The sequence below is a fragment of the Pseudomonas saudimassiliensis genome, from assembly GCF_000939975.1.
Taxonomy (GTDB): Bacteria; Pseudomonadota; Gammaproteobacteria; order Pseudomonadales; family Pseudomonadaceae; genus Halopseudomonas; species Halopseudomonas saudimassiliensis.
Map to the genome: position 1 here is coordinate 429928 of NZ_LK391969.1, position 14964 is coordinate 444891.

Annotated in this window: 9 protein-coding genes, 3 tRNA genes and 2 pseudogenes; 4 read left to right on the plus strand and 10 right to left on the minus strand. The window is 61.2% G+C overall.

Annotated features, from left to right (window positions below):
* Positions 1 to 83: 83 nt before the first annotated feature.
* Entirely contained in the window at positions 84 to 2339 is a 2256-nt protein-coding gene (locus tag VG99_RS02140) for an Orn/Lys/Arg family decarboxylase (protein WP_044498111.1), read from the plus strand.
* A 79-nt stretch (positions 2340 to 2418) separates the two neighbouring features.
* On the opposite strand, the gene VG99_RS02145 is transcribed toward VG99_RS02140, so the two are convergent.
* Positions 2419 to 2898: a VOC family protein gene (locus VG99_RS02145; protein ID WP_044498112.1), complete on the minus strand. Its 480-nt coding sequence runs from the start codon at positions 2896 to 2898 to the stop codon at positions 2419 to 2421.
* Positions 2899 to 3056: 158 nt separating this feature from the next.
* On the opposite strand from VG99_RS02145, the gene VG99_RS02150 reads away from it, so the two are divergent.
* Entirely contained in the window at positions 3057 to 5039 is a 1983-nt protein-coding gene (locus tag VG99_RS02150; protein WP_082049967.1) for a metallophosphoesterase family protein, read from the plus strand.
* A 45-nt stretch (positions 5040 to 5084) separates the two neighbouring features.
* Here the strand turns inward: VG99_RS02150 and VG99_RS02155 are convergent, their stop codons facing one another.
* The 9 genes and pseudogenes from VG99_RS02155 to VG99_RS02185 all read right to left on the minus strand — a co-directional run bounded on the left by VG99_RS02155 (position 5085) and on the right by VG99_RS02185 (position 12226).
* Positions 5085 to 5453, minus strand: a complete 369-nt coding sequence (locus tag VG99_RS02155; RefSeq protein ID WP_044498114.1) for a GFA family protein — start codon at positions 5451 to 5453, stop codon at positions 5085 to 5087.
* 460 nt (positions 5454 to 5913) lie between these two features.
* The gene (locus tag VG99_RS02160) at positions 5914 to 7728 is read right to left on the minus strand and encodes a hypothetical protein (RefSeq protein ID WP_044498115.1); all 1815 of its coding nucleotides are present in this window, start codon (positions 7726 to 7728) and stop codon (positions 5914 to 5916) included.
* A gap of 247 nt (positions 7729 to 7975) precedes the next feature.
* Positions 7976 to 8217: pseudogene (locus tag VG99_RS15625) on the minus strand (GFA family protein); the annotation flags it as partial.
* A 430-nt stretch (positions 8218 to 8647) separates the two neighbouring features.
* A pseudogene (locus tag VG99_RS16415) lies at positions 8648 to 8802 on the minus strand (group II intron reverse transcriptase/maturase); the annotation flags it as partial.
* Between the two features lie 360 nt (positions 8803 to 9162).
* A tRNA-Ala gene (locus VG99_RS02165) sits at positions 9163 to 9238 on the minus strand.
* A 39-nt stretch (positions 9239 to 9277) separates the two neighbouring features.
* A tRNA-Glu gene (locus VG99_RS02170) sits at positions 9278 to 9353 on the minus strand.
* Between the two features lie 105 nt (positions 9354 to 9458).
* A tRNA-Ala gene (locus tag VG99_RS02175) sits at positions 9459 to 9534 on the minus strand.
* A gap of 199 nt (positions 9535 to 9733) precedes the next feature.
* Complete coding sequence (gltX, locus tag VG99_RS02180; RefSeq protein WP_044498116.1) at positions 9734 to 11200, minus strand: glutamate--tRNA ligase; 1467 nt, start codon at positions 11198 to 11200, stop codon at positions 9734 to 9736.
* Between the two features lie 96 nt (positions 11201 to 11296).
* Positions 11297 to 12226 (minus strand): LysR family transcriptional regulator, encoded by a 930-nt coding sequence (locus VG99_RS02185; RefSeq protein WP_044498117.1) that lies wholly within the window; start codon positions 12224 to 12226, stop codon positions 11297 to 11299.
* A gap of 102 nt (positions 12227 to 12328) precedes the next feature.
* Between VG99_RS02185 and VG99_RS02190 the strand changes: the two genes are divergently transcribed.
* Together VG99_RS02190 and VG99_RS02195 are read left to right on the plus strand one after the other, a co-directional pair.
* Positions 12329 to 13360 (plus strand): HlyD family secretion protein, encoded by a 1032-nt coding sequence (locus VG99_RS02190; protein ID WP_044498118.1) that lies wholly within the window; start codon positions 12329 to 12331, stop codon positions 13358 to 13360.
* The gene (locus VG99_RS02195; protein ID WP_044498119.1) at positions 13353 to 14900 is read left to right on the plus strand and encodes a DHA2 family efflux MFS transporter permease subunit; all 1548 of its coding nucleotides are present in this window, start codon (positions 13353 to 13355) and stop codon (positions 14898 to 14900) included. Before VG99_RS02190 ends, VG99_RS02195 begins: the two co-directional genes overlap by 8 nt.
* The last annotated feature ends 64 nt before the right edge of the window (positions 14901 to 14964 follow it).

A 14964-nucleotide genomic window follows, 5' to 3' on the forward strand; every position in this document is an offset into this window, starting at 1 on the left:
ATGCCACGCAAGCGCCACGGCGGGCTTGCCAACGCCCGGCCGCAGCACAACACTGTGTGACAGATCCCCACATAGGAGGCGGCATGTTCAAGCACCTGCATTTCCCGATTCTGGTCATCAACCCCGATTGCGGGCGCGGCAATGTGGCTGGCCAGCAGCTCAACGAACTCTTCGATGAGCTCCGCCACCAGGGCTTCGAAGTCCTGGCCACCACCTCCCTGGATGAAGGGCGCCTCGTAGCCGAGGCGCATCGCGGGCTGTCCTGCATACTATTCAGCGCGGAAAATGACCATCAACACGGTCTCGATCCGGTGCGCAAGCTGTTCCTCGCCGCCCATTCACGCTCCCCGGAGCTGCCGATCATGGCCCTGAGCACGACCCAGTCGCTGGATAATCAGCTGCTCAGCAATCTGCGGGACCTGCACCAGCTGCGCGGCATCATCTACCTGTTCGAAGACACCATGCCCTTCATCGCCGGCCAGATCGCCCGCACCGCACGCGCCTACCTGTCGCAGCTGCTGCCGCCGTTCTTCAAGGCCCTGCTCGACTATACCGGCCGCGCCAGCTACTCCTGGCATTCCCCCGGCCATGGCGGTGGCGTGGCCTTCCGCAAGAGCCCGGTGGGCCGGGCATTCCATGATTTCTTCGGCGAGAACACCCTGCGCTCGGACCTGTCGGTGTCCGTACCGGGACTGGGCTCGCTGCTGGATCACAACGGCCCCATCGCCGAAGCCGAAGCCAATACCGCGCGCACCTTTGGCGCCGATCACAGCTTCTACGTGGTCAATGGCACCTCCACTGCCAACAAGATCATCTGGCATGCCTTCGTCACCCGGGACGATGTAGTGTTGGTGGACCGCAACTGCCACAAATCCATCCTCCATGCCATTACCATGACCGGCGCCATCCCGGTGTACCTGACCGGCTCGCGCAACGACTACGGCATCATCGGCCCCATCACCCTGGACTCCTTTTCCCCGCAGAACCTGCGCCAACGCCTGGCCGAGCATCCCCTATTGCAGGGGCGTACGCCGCGCATCCGCCTGGCGGTGCTCACCAACTCTACGTACGACGGCCTGTGCTACAACGCCGAGCTGATCAAGGATGAGCTGGAAGACGCGGTGGACGTGCTGCATTTCGACGAGGCCTGGTACGGCTACGCCGCCTTTCACGAGTTCTACGCGGGGCGCCACGGCATGGGCAGCAAGCGCGGCTTCGACCGTGCCCAGCATCCGCTGGTGTTCGCCACCCAATCGCCGCACAAGGTGCTGGCCGCTCTGTCGCAGGCCTCGATCATCCTCGCCGAAAACAGCGTCGAGCAGCAGCTGGATGTGGAGCGCTTCAACGAAGCCTTCATGATGCACACCTCGACCTCGCCGCATTACGGCATCATTGCCTCGATTGATGTCGCCACCGGGATGATGGCCGGCGAACCGGGCCGCTCCCTGGTCCAGGAGACTCTGGACGAAGCCCTGTCCTTCCGCCGCGCCATGCAGCAGACCGCGGAACGGCTGGCAGAAGATGAATGGTGGTTTGATGTCTGGGAGCCGGAACAGGCGCTCGACAATGAAGAGTTGGCCGCCAGCGACTGGACCCTGGACAACCAGGCCGAGTGGCATGGCTTTGGCGACATGGCTGATGACTACGCCCTGCTCGACCCGATCAAGGTCACCCTCTTGACCCCCGGCGTACAGGAACAGGGCCGCCTGGGCCGCACCGGCATCCCGGCCGCCATCGTCACCCGCTTTCTCGCCGAGCGCGGCCTGGTGGTGGAAAAGACCGGCCTGTATTCCTTCCTGATCCTGTTTTCCCTGGGCATTACCAAGGGCAAGTGGAGCGCCCTGGTTTCCGAGCTGCAGGAGTTCAAGCGGCTTTACGACAACAACGCGCCGCTGGACCTCACCCTGCCCGCCATCGCACGCAGCGGTCATTACCCCGACATGGGCCTGCGGGACCTGTGCAACCAGCTGCACCGCTTCTACAAGCAGCAGCACATGGTGCGGGTACTGCGCCAAATCTATACCCAGCTACCGGAGATCGTCCTGCGCCCCGCCGACGCCTACCAGATGATGGTGCGCGGCCAGGTAGAGATGGTACCCATCGACCAGCTCAGCGGCCGCATCAGCGCCGTCATGCTGGTGCCCTACCCGCCGGGCATCCCCGTCATCATGCCCGGGGAACGCTTCTCCCGTGACAGCAGTGCCATTGCCGACTACCTGCAGATCGCCCTGGCTCAGGATCGGGAGTTCCCCGGGTTCGAGAGCGATATCCACGGGCTGCGGCCGGTAGTGCAGGAGGACGGGACCGTCGGGTTCTTTGTGGATTGCCTGGTGGAGTGAAAGGAAAATTCGGTGATTGACCCACCACTCGGTCAATCGCCGAAAGCACTATTCGATCAGACGAAAGTCATCCCGTAGGCTACCCCGCCACGGCCGCCTCAATCGCCGCCACATCAATCTTCTGCATTCCCATCATCGCCGTGAACACCCTGCGGGCGACGGCGGGATCTGGGTCATACAGCGCCTCGGTCAACACCCGGGGCGTGATCTGCCATGACAGGCCCCATTTGTCCTTGCACCAACCGCACTCGCTGGTCTGCCCGCCGTTACCCACGATGGCGTCCCATAGTCGGTCCGTTTCCGCCTGGTCCGCAGTGGCCACCTGGAAAGAAAAGGCCTCACTGTGCCTGAACGCTGGCCCGCCATTGAGGCCCAGGCAGGGTATGCCCATGACGTTAAACTCGACGGTAAGGACGTCACCTTCCTTGCCGGCCGGGTAATCGCTGGGCGCGCGCAGGATGGCGCCGACGCAGCTGTCGGGAAAGGTGTCCTCGTAGAAACTGGCGGCTTCCAGTGCCGTGCCGTCGTACCAGAGGCAGATGCGATTTTTGCTGAACATGGTGCGTCACTCCGCAAAAGTAGTGCCCCCAGATTCTAGCCCTGCGTCGGTCGACTGCGAGCGGCAGGAACCACCGCCTGTCGCCTTGAACTAACGGCCGGTGGCGCAGTCCCTGATATGCCCTGTTACGCTGTCTCGGTCCCGCTCCGCACATACCCATGACCATGCACCCACCGACCGCCGCTTCTCTTCCACCCGTCCTTGCCGGCCCCATCCTGCGCCGACTGGAGCCGGGCCGCCTGGTGCTGTGGCTGGTCGGCAGCGCGCCGCTGAACCTGGCGCTGGTGCTGGAGCCGGACGGTGAGCCGTGCAGACGGATCGACCTGGATGAGCGTCATTGCCGCACCCTGCGGGTGGGTCGCCATGCGTGGCTACACCTGGTTGAGGTTGCGCTGGCCGAGCCATTGCCGCAGGACCGGCTGATTCATTACGACCTGCTGCTGGCCGCAGACGACGGCGCTGAAGCAGGCATGGCGCAATGGGCGCCGCATCTGCTGCATGCGGGCGCCAGGCGGCCGAACCTGGTGCTGCGCAGCCGTGCCGATAACATCCTGTTCGGCTCCTGCCGCAAACCCCACCATCCGGCCCCCGATGGACTCGCCCGGGCCGATGCGCTTTTGGCCGAGCAGATCATCCAGGCCGACGCTCGGCCGTTCATGCTGATGCTGTGCGGCGATCAGGTGTATGCCGACGATGTCGCTGGCCCCATGCTGGCGGCCGTGCACGCCCTGATCCGCCGGCTTGGCCTGTATGACGAATGCCTGGAAGGGGCAGTGGTTGCCGACAGCGAGGAACTGTATCGCCACCCTGCCAGCTACTACCGCCGGGAAGACCTGCTACCCGCGTTCAAGTCCAACGAGGCGCTGCGAGAACGGTTCTTCGGCGGCGTGGAAAAGCCCATCTTCACCACGGCCAACGCCCACAACCACCTGGTGACGCTGGCCGAGGTGATGGCCATGTATCTTTTGGTGTGGTCGCCCATACCCTGGAAGCTGGTCGGGGATCCGGTGATGCCGGCGCTGGATGAGCAATACAGCGACCGCTGGCGACGCGAGATGCATGCCCTGCAGGGCTTTCGCCACGACTTGCCCCAGGCCGCCCGGCTGTTCGCCCATGTGCAGACCCTGATGATCTTTGACGACCACGACATCACCGATGACTGGAACCTCTCGGCAAAATGGGCCAGCACCGCCTACGGCCACCCCTTCTCCCGGCGCATCGTGGGCAACGCCCTGCTGGCCTATATGCTGTGCCAGGGCTGGGGTAATCGGCCGGATGCCTTTACCGCGTTGCTGGATGACGCGACCGCATTGACCGCAGGCGCAGACAGCCAGGGCCGACTTGCCCCTGCGAACCAGGACGCCCTGATCAATCGCCTGCTGGGCTTTGACAAGTGGGACTATGTGCTGCGCACCTCCCCCACCGTGGTGGTGCTGGACACCCGCACCCGCCGCTGGCGCAGCCGAGGCCTGCAGAGTCGTCCCTCCGGCCTGATGGACTGGGAGTCGCTGATCGAATTGCAACATGAGTTGCTGGATGAAACGGCGACGGTGATCGTCTCGCCCACTCCCATGTTCGGGGTGAAACTGATCGAGGTGATCCAGCGGATCTGCTCCTTCGCCGGCCACGCCCTCACGGTGGACGCCGAGAACTGGATGGCGCACCGCGGTGCGGCCAGCGTCATGCTCAATATCTTTCGCCACTCACGCACGCCGGGCAACTACATCATCCTGTCCGGCGATGTGCACTACTCCTTCGCCTACGAAGTGCAGGTGCGTGACCGGGATCGCACGCCGCATATCTGGCAGATCACCAGCAGTGGCATCAAGAACGAGTTCCCACGGCGATTACTGGACTGGCTGGATCGACTGAATCGCTGGCTGTACTCGCCCCGCTCACCGCTGAATTGGTTCACCCAGCGCCGGGACCTGCGGGTGCGCCCGCGCCTGCCGGACCAGCGCCACCACGGCGAGCGCCTGTGGAACAGCTCCGGTATCGGCCAGGTCTGGATCGACACTCAGGGTCGCCCGGTGCGTATCGTGCAACACAACGCCGATGGGCGGCCTTCTACCGAGTTCCTTGCGCCAGATTCACCCGAATCAACTACAGCGCTTGTCGAACCGCCAAGCTCCAGCGTTTAGCTGTGTCAGTAAACGAATCGGCAAACTCCTCTGCTCCCCACCTCTTTAGCGATCCCGCTCATAGTGCTCGTCAAATGGAAATGCCGGCAACCAGGCCTCCCGCCGGATGGTCCACAGCTCATAAGTCGGCTGCAGTTGGTCAGGCGCATCCAGAGAGCCCAGATTCACTTCTATCTCATTTGCGGTGCGTGAGAACACCGACGAGCCGCAGCGTGGGCAGAAATAGCGTTCCTGATATGCGTGCGTTCCGCCAATTACGGTGACCGCATCTTCCGGAAAGATAGCCGAGGCGTGGAAAAGCGCGCCGTGGTGTTTGCGGCAGTCGAGGCAGTGACAGATGCCGACGCGGTTTGGCTGTCCAGTTGCTGTGAGACGAACATCGCCACAGAGGCAACCGCCGGTGAATTGGGTCATGCCGCGCACTCCGAATTGGACTCGGTTCTTGGCTCGCCGGAAGACGATGACCGAAACCGCTATAAATCATGATGCCCATAACCGCAAGCAGGCTGCCATCCAAGCCTTTCAGCGATAGACATACCACCCAAGCTTGCAGGACGTCTAGGGGACATGAACATTACGCCCATATTTCCATCTGACCTCGGCTCTTCCGTTGACTGGTTTCCTCGAACCTTTCGGCTCCCCTGCATCAAGGAGATGAATTGTCAAAATACCAGCATAGTAGCTACCAGACACTCCAGGAAAACCCGTCTGTTCGCCATCCTTGAAGCGGCCTTCATAGATCTGTACGGCCTCGCCGCTCTGTGGCGCGAGATTACAGAGACTCGTATTGTCTGGGCGACCAGCAGACCTCGTTTTCTGATATTTTATTTGGGCAAAGTCTTACCTTTATTTTCGTCGATAGTTTACGCGCCAGCTACAAACAACCGCCCATATTTATGCCTGCAGAAGCATAGCAAGGGTACTCGGGTTCTCTTAGTTCGATGTCAAAGTCGTAATCCAGCCTGTGAATAGCAGACAACAAGTAAGCATCGATGCTTGCCGGCTGGCCATAGAAATACAAGGCCTTGTAAACCGGTTTGCTGTCATCACCCAAGTGTGTTGCGTCGAACATCCGGACCAGATATTTGCCGTCTGCATCCTTGGCATAAAAGCGCCATCGCTTTTCAGGAAATCCATGCAGCCCGATAAGCAGGGCATTGTCTTTTAGCTCAAGGTGTTCGGGTAGTAGCCCAGCTGCGTATTCGAATCTTTTGACGACAGGCCGGACCAGCGGCATAGTGCCGCTGGCAAATGCGGGGCGCTGATTGGTGCTAAAGGAGGGCAAGTTGTATCGTATGTTCTGGTTAAGGATGCTGATACGAAACGCATACTTATCGATACCCTCTATCAGCTCGCGAGCGCCTGATTCGTTTCGAGAATAGAAGTTAATTCTATTGCTGCTGCTGCCGCCGACATACCAGTTAAAAGGGGCGCCGTTGTCGAACTGTATTGAGGCGGTGCGTGATGATTCTGCGTGCTGATAGAGTTTGATGCGCTGACGTTGCTCCTCCTCGCTGATATTATAATCGCTCAGATAGGATTCCAGACTCGCATCATGAATTATGGTGGGGGCTGGGTAGCGTCGCAGATCCAGACTCTTGACTTGGGATTCGAGCTGGTAGACCGGCGCAGCCAATGTGTGCTCCCAGATAGTGACCTCCGAGAGGTCCAGCGCGATGACACTGATGGAGTCAACCTGGCCTTTGAAATAGATTTTTCCGTAGTACTTGCGCTGATTGCGCTTGAAGGCCAGTCGTTCGGAGCGCTGCTCATTGAAAAAGCTCTCACTATAGGACTTCTGCCGCAAAGCTGCTTGTAACTGTCGCTCGTAAAGCCGCATTTCTGCCCTATCAACCTTGATGCTTCCCAGTAGCGCCAGATAGCGGTTTGTTTGGTCCTGGGCATGAATCTCGAAGGGTTTATGTGCCCAGTCAGGAAGGCTCTCGGCGGGTAAAAGACGATTGGTGACTTCTATTTCGGCATAGTTTTCGCCAACGGACAATAGCTTAACGCTGAGATTGCCGTCCCGCTGAGTGATTCCGGCATCATATTTTGAAAAACGAAACAGCATGATGCGGTGGGGAATTGCAGACTTGGCCTCGCCATGCATGGTCACGGGGGCCGGTCGGCTCTCCAGGTCTTTCGGATATATAAGTTCAATACGATTAGAATATCTCGATGCGTGCAGCCCAATTCCTTCAGGGCGGATGGACACGTCGTATGCCGCCTCCAGAACCTGACCGTTGTCCAGCGTCGCCGAGTGCCACTCAAGGCTATAGGGGAATTGCGGCTCCGAGTCCCTTGATAAAGGTGAGTGGCTAGAGAGCGCCAAGACAGCATCATCAACACCTGGACGACTATCAAAAAAAGTGCCCTCCAACCAGGCACGCGCCTGCTCGTGAGGATCTGGGATTTGCCGCAAAATGACAGTTGGGTCATCAATATAACGGGCGCGGTAGGATCTGCCTGACAGTGAGCGCGCCTGATTCTTCATATAGAAAAGCGAGCTGATCTGTTCTCGAATCTCGGCTTTGAGCTGCTCGTCGCGCAGCGTATCTACATGTTCCAGCGCCGCAACCCGCGCCTCGTCGATATTCTCTTCAAACAAATAAGGCCAACTGGCCCAACCGGCGCCCAAGCTCAGAGCCGGTATCAGCAGGATAGTCAGTGCAATACGTCGTGTTGTCATTGGGGTTTCAATCGATCAGAACGAGGCAATGTTGCAGTTTACATTAAGTATTTGGCAATGGGCCGCTGTCGTCACGGTGGCTACCCGGGCGAAGCTTAACATATTAGAGCGGCACCCCAGGGACCCAACTTGCACTCCAAGCACATGCCTCAGCTTAGTAGTTAGCGGATATACCCAAGCACTGATTTGGAGTCACATCGCCCTTCAAAATCCCCATCCCGCTCATCCAGAGACCCCAGATTCACTTCTCATCCATGATGCGTGGGAAGACCGAGGAGCCACAGCGCGGGCAGAAATATCGCTCCTGATATGCGCGTGTGTTTCACCGATCACTGTTACGGCCTCCTGGGGAAAAATCGCGGAGGCAAGGAAAAGCGCGCCATGGTGTTTGCGGCAGTCGAGACAGTGACAGATGCCGACGCGGTCTGGTTGTCCGGTTGATGTGAGACGTACGCTGCCACAGAGGCAACCGCCGGTGAACTGGGTCATGTTGTGCGCTCCTCCGAATAAATACTGTATGCAGGAGTCTGCGGCGACGCGCTGTCGCACAGAAAACAGGCTGCTGACCTAATGCTGAAGGTGATTTTTGTGGGAGCGGTCTGGACCGCGAGGTTTCCTGCCAGCCCATTCGCGGTCGAGACCGCTCCCACAAGGACGCTGCCGATGGGTTGAGCGGCGCGACAGGTCACACCAATAAGCATAGGGGGGATTTCGGAACATCGAGTAGGGAGCGAGATCACTCCCGCCGCCCTCTCACACCACCGTACGCGCGGTTCCGTATACGGCGGTTCATCAGTGACACTGAAGGCGCCGCTGGGTGTCCAGCAGCGAGACCAAACCCACGGCATTGAAGGAGCGTTTCGGGAAGGCCGCATTCATGTGCGATGCGCCCGAGCTCCACCACGGACCCTGCCCGTTACGGGCAGAGTGTTTGCAGTAGCGCCTGCTGAATCAGTCGATCCAGTACCGTCGGGATGCCCAGCGCTCTTACCCCGCCCGCAGGCTGGGGTATGTCGCCTGTGGCATGTACTGACCGTTCAGCAACGCGGCCTTGATCGTGGGCCAGTGTATCTTCCACCCCGACACCTCGCGACGCCGGTAGCACAGCGGCAGGTATGCAGATCTCCCCGGGTATGACGCACCTACCTTCACGCTTATGCCCGTCGGATATACGCCGCGTCGTTCTGTGCAAGTATCGGGCTTTGGCCTTTTTTGCTGCCTCACCCCAACGCGTCGCCTCGTATCCGCTTCCTGTTCGTCAGGCCAGCGCTTTGCCTCGGGCTTCCTCCAGATTTGCAGTCACCCGCAACACCCTTGCCTTCAGCTAACACTTCCCCCTGCCGGGTGTGTAGAGGACTTTCACCTCCGAGTAGGTGCGCCCTGCCGGGCGCACAAAAAAAAAGGACCGACAACAAGTGTCGGCCCTTTGAAAAATGGTGGAGCTATGCGGGATCGAACCGCAGACCTCCTGCATGCCATGCAGGCGCTCTCCCAGCTGAGCTATAGCCCCGTGGTCTTGCGACCCCGACACCGAAGTGCCGGTAAAAAATGGCGTCCCCTAGGGGACTCGAACCCCTGTTACCGCCGTGAAAGGGCGGTGTCCTAGGCCACTAGACGAAGGGGACGCAAACCCTTCTCGAAACGATGCTGGTATCGTTTCATCACCTGATATGCACGAATGCACACCGGCTAGTGTAAAACAGGTCATCGCAGAGCAATGACCAAAAAAGTGGTGGAGCTATGCGGGATCGAACCGCAGACCTCCTGCATGCCATGCAGGCGCTCTCCCAGCTGAGCTATAGCCCCGTCGTTCTGGACGGGGCGCATATTAGGGCTCTGACCAAAAACTGTCAACAAATAAATTCAATAAAACAGCAACTTAAGGCGCCAGGGCCGGTTTTATTGGGCTGCAGCCCGGGCGACTGACCTCGCGGCCAGCATCGCGGCGAAGGCGCCGCCGCCAAACCCGTGTACCGCAGCCCCGCCTGGGCGGTGGGCGTCCGCCTTAGAGCAGCTTCTCCCAGGCCTTCACTTCCTTCTTCGAGGCACCACCCAGCAGCTCCAGCGCCTGGCGCAGGCGGAAGCGCGTCAGGTCTGGTCCCAGGTGCGCCATGGCATCCAGTACCGAGACAGAACTGGCCTGGCCGGTGATGGCCACGAACAGCAGTGGCATCAGGTCCCGCAGCTTCAGCTGCAGCCCTTCGGCCACCTGCTGGATGGTGGCGGTAATACCGTCCTTGTCCCACTGGCGCAGGGCCTCGAGCTTCCACAGCAGCAACTGCAGGGCCTGGCGTACTTCGTCCTGGGAGAGTTTCTTGTGCGCGAACTGGGCGGGATCAAGCTCCAGCTTGCCAGTCATGAAGAAGCCCGCCAGCGGCACCAGGTCGCTGAAGGTTTCCACCCGGCTCTGCACCAGCGGCACGATGGGCCGCAGATAATCGCTGTTGATCGCCCACTGCTGTACCGCCTCGACGAAATCCTGCTCCGACAGATCACGGATCCACTGCCCATTCAGCCACGCCAGCTTCTCGACATCGAAGATCGGCCCGCCGAGGGATACTCGCTGGATATCGAAGTGCTCCACCATTTCATCCAAGGAGAATTTCTCGCGTTCGTCCGGCATCGACCAGCCCATGCGGCCCAGGTAGTTCAGCAGCGCCTGGGGCAGGTAGCCCATCCGCTGGTAGAAGATGATGCTGGTGGGGTTCTTGCGCTTGGACAGCTTGCTCTTGTCCGGGTTGCGCAGCAGCGGCATGTGGCACAGCTGCGGCATGTCCCAGCCAAAGTATTGATACAGCAGGATGTGCTTGGGTGCCGAGTTGATCCATTCCTCGCCACGCAGCACATGGGTGATCTGCATCAGGTGATCATCCACCACGTTGGCCAGGTGGTAGGTGGGCAGGCCGTCGGCCTTCATCAGCACCTGCATGTCCACCTGCTCCCACGGGATCTCGATCTCCCCGCGCAGCATGTCCTGGACTTTGCAGATGCCGGTCGCGGGCACCTTCATGCGCACGACATGGGGCTCGCCGGCGGCAACGCGCTTGCTCACTTCCTGTTCGGACAGGTGCAGGCAATGGCCGTCGTAGCCCGGGGTCTGCTTGCTGGCCATCTGTTCGGCACGCAGCGCATCGAGGCGTTCGGAGCTGCAGAAGCAGCGGAAGGCATGCCCCTTGCTGATCAGTCGCTCGCTGTGTTCCTTGTAGATGGCGCTGCGCTCGCTCTGGCGGTACGGACCATGGGGGCCACCGACGTCCGGGCCCTCATTCCACTCCAGCCCCAGCCAGCGCAGCGAGTCGAGAATCTGCTGTTCCGACTCGGCGTTGGAACGCACCTGGTCGGTGTCCTCGATGCGCAGGATGAACTGGCCGCCATGCTGGCGGGCGAAGCACTGGTTGAACAGGGCAATATAGGCGGTGCCTACGTGGGGATCTCCGGTGGGGGACGGAGCAATACGGGTGCGCACGGTCATGGAATATCTCGGTTACAGGCCGCAACGGGCCGGATTACGTTAGGTCGCCCCCTTTCGGGGGTCGCTGAGGGGCCAGGCGATGGCTGTCGCCCTATCTCAGGTTGCCGGCAATGTTACCAGCGCGTCATCTTCCTGCTCCACCCCGACGTTAAGCCGCTGCTGTAACTGCTCGATGATGTAGTCGATGAACGCCTTGACCTTCATCGCCTGGAAGCGGCGGGACGGGTACAGGGCATAGAGCTCGGTAGCGGGCAGCACGCAGTGTTCCAGCACCCGGCACAGGGTGCCCTCGGCCACATGGGGCTCGGCGATGAAGGCTGGCACGTTGATCACGCCCGTGCCGGCCAGGGCCGCCTCCCGGGCGAAGGTGATGTTATTGACGGTCAGCACCGGGTTGATGGCCACGCTCACGGCGGGCTCCTGGAAGTGCCATTTGCGTCCATCGTCCGTCAACGTATGGATGCAGCGGTGCTGGATCAGGTCCTCGGGCTTCTGCGGGACGCCATGCTCCGCCAGGTAGTCCGGGCTGGCGAACAATTGCCGCGGGCTGTGCATCATGGGCCGCGCCACCAGGCTGGAATCCTGGGGGCGGCCCCGGTGGATGACGATATCGACGCCCTCTTCCACCGGATCAACTACCCGCGTGGTCAACTCGACCTCCACCTGGATCGCCGGATAGCGGCGCATGAAATCCCCCACCACACCGCCGAGAAACAGCTGGCCGAACTCGATCGGCGAGCTGATACGCAGCAGCCCGGTAGGCTCGCTCTGCAGCTGCATGATGGCCTGCTCGGCCTCGGCAAACTCCTGCATGATCTGCCGGCATCGCTCGTAATAGGCTTGCCCTACCTCGGTCAGGCGCAACTTGCGCGTGGTGCGGTTGAGCAGGCGCACCCCGAGCCGCTCCTCCAACTGCGCCAGCCGGCGGCTGACGGTGGACTTCTGCATGCCCAGGGTCAGGGCCGCGCTGGTAAAACTGTGACACTCCACAACCCGGGTGAAAATCAGGGCGTCGTCCAATCCCATCACACTGTTCCTGTAATGCAACAAAGTTTCCCGGATTCTAGCGTCATTGGGTGGGCGCGGAACAGTGTAGAGTGATTCGCACAATAACTATGGAAGCACACCATGCCGTCACGGGTCCGCAATCGCCTGCTCATCTTCCTGCTGCTGGTTCTTCTGGTTGCTGCCGCCCTGTTAGCCAACTGGTGGCTGGTCGGCCGACATTATGAAACGACTGATAATGCCTACGTCCACGGCGATATCACCCGCGTCAGCAGCCAACTGGCCGCCCAGGTGACCGAGGTGCTGGTGACCGACAACCAGACGGTCGAGACCGGCGACCTGCTGGTTCGGCTCGACCCTCGTGATTTCGATAATGCCCTGGCCCAGGCCCGCGCCAACCTCGCCACCCGGGAAGCCGAGCACCAGCAGGCCCGCGCCCAATTACGCCGCCAGGACAGCCTGATCGAAGCCGCCCGCGCCGCCGTCGATGCCCGCCAGGCCGAACAGCGGCGCATCGAGCTGGATATCAAGCGCATCCTGCCCCTGCGCAAGTCCGGCTATGCCTCCGAGGAGCAGGTGAGCAACTTCCGCGCCCAGCTGGACGTAGCCAAGGCCCAGCTGCGCGGCGCCGAGGCCGAGTTGCAGACCCAGATTCTGAGCAAGGAAACCCTGGGCGCCGACATCGACCGCCTGGCGGCGCTGATCCAGGCGGCGCAGAGCGAGGTGCAACGGGCTGAACTGGACCTGTCACGCAGCGAGATCCGCGCCCCGGTGCCAGGCCGGGTCGGCCAGCGCAGCGTGCGGATCGGCCAGAACGTGCAACCGGGCGACCATCTGCTGGCCATTGTGCCGGGCCAGGACCTCTGGGTGCAGGCGAACTTCAAGGAAACGCAGATCAAGCGCATGCGCAAGGGCCAGCAGGTGACCCTGACCTTCGATGCCTTCGGTGGGCAGCCGATGGTCGGGCGCATCGATAGCCTGTTCCCCGCCTCCGGTGCCCAGTTCAGCTTGCTGCCGCCGGATAACGCCACGGGCAACTTCACCAAGGTGGTGCAGCGCATCCCGGTGAAGATCACCGTGGACCAGCAGCACCCCTTGAGCCGGACGATACGCCCCGGCATGTCGGTCAGCGTCAAGGTCGACCTGCGTGACTGAAACGGCCCCGGCCCAGGCGCAGCCGATCCCACCGCCAACGCGCCGCGACTGGATCGCCATTCTCAGCGCCATCCTCGGCGCCTTCATGGCGATCCTGGATATCCAGATCATCAACTCCTCGCTCAAGGACATCCAGGGCGCGCTTTCGGCGACCATTGAGGAAGGATCCTGGATCTCGACCTCCTACCTGGTTGCCGAGATCATCATCATTCCGCTGGCGGCCTGGCTGGCCATGGTCATGTCGCCGCGCCGGTTCGCGGTCTCCATCTCTGTCCTCTTCGTGCTGGCCTCGCTGCTCTGCTCCATGGCCTGGAACCTGGAAAGCATGATCCTGTTCCGGGTATTGCAGGGTCTGGCCGGGGGCGCGCTGATCCCCTTCGCCTTCTCCCTGGTGCTGACCAAGCTGCCACTCGACGTCCGGCCCAAGGGCATGGCGATGTTCGCCATCACGGCCACCTTCGCGCCCTCTATCGGCCCCACCATCGGCGGCTGGCTGACGGAAAACTACGGCTGGGAATGGATCTTCTACATCAACGTGGTACCCGGCGCGCTGATGACCCTCGGGCTGCTGTACGGCCTGGACAAGAGCGAGCCGCGCTGGGAGCTGCTGAAAAAGGGCGATTACGCAGGCATTCTGAGCATGGCCATCGGCCTGGGCTGCCTGCAGATATTTCTTGAGGAGGGGCAACGGGAGGACTGGTTCCAGTCCGGGGAAATCATCCTGCTGGCCGCTATTGCCTTCATCAGCCTGGGCGTCTTCGTGATCCTGCAGCTGTCCCGGGATAACCATCTGGTCAACCTGCGGCTATTCAAGGAGCGCAACTTCCTGCTCGGCAGCCTGGCCAACATCGGACTGGGGGTGGGTCTATACGGCACGGTGTTCGTCCTGCCGCTGTACCTGGCGCAGATCCAGGGCTACAACGCCCTGCAGATCGGCCAGGTGATCATGTGGATGGGGGTGCCTCAGTTGCTGCTGATTCCGCTGATCCCCGTGCTGATGCGTTACGTCGACCCGCGGCTGATCTGCGCGGTGGGCCTGGCGCTGTTCGGCACCGGCAGCTTTCTCAGCGGTTCGCTCAGCCTGGACTTCGGCGGCGACCAGTTCATTGCCATCCAGATCATCCGCGCCTGCGGGCAGCCCATGGTCATGGTGCCGCTGTCCATCATCGCCACCGCGCGGCTCTCGCCGGTCCAGGCCGGCTCGGCCTCCAGCCTGTACAACATACTGCGCAACCTCGGCGGCGCCATTGGCATCGCCGCGCTGGCGACCATCCTGGACAGCCGCACTGCCTACTACTTCGACATCCTGCGCAGCCATGTCAGCTTTGGCAATGCGGCGGCGACCGAGCGCCTCGCGACGCTGGGCGAGCAGCTCGGTGGCGCCGAGGCGGCCCTGCGGATGCTCGACCTGCAGGTGCGCCAGCAGGCGCAGATCATGGCCTACAACGATGCCTTCCACCTGATCGGCATCATGCTGGCCTTCTCGGTGGTGTGCATCAGCTTTACCAAGGCGCTGCCGAAGGCACCGGCGAAAGCCTGAGCGGCTGCCCTCTCTGGTATTCATCCCGGCGGATCGGTAGCATGCGGGGATGTAAAAAATATCA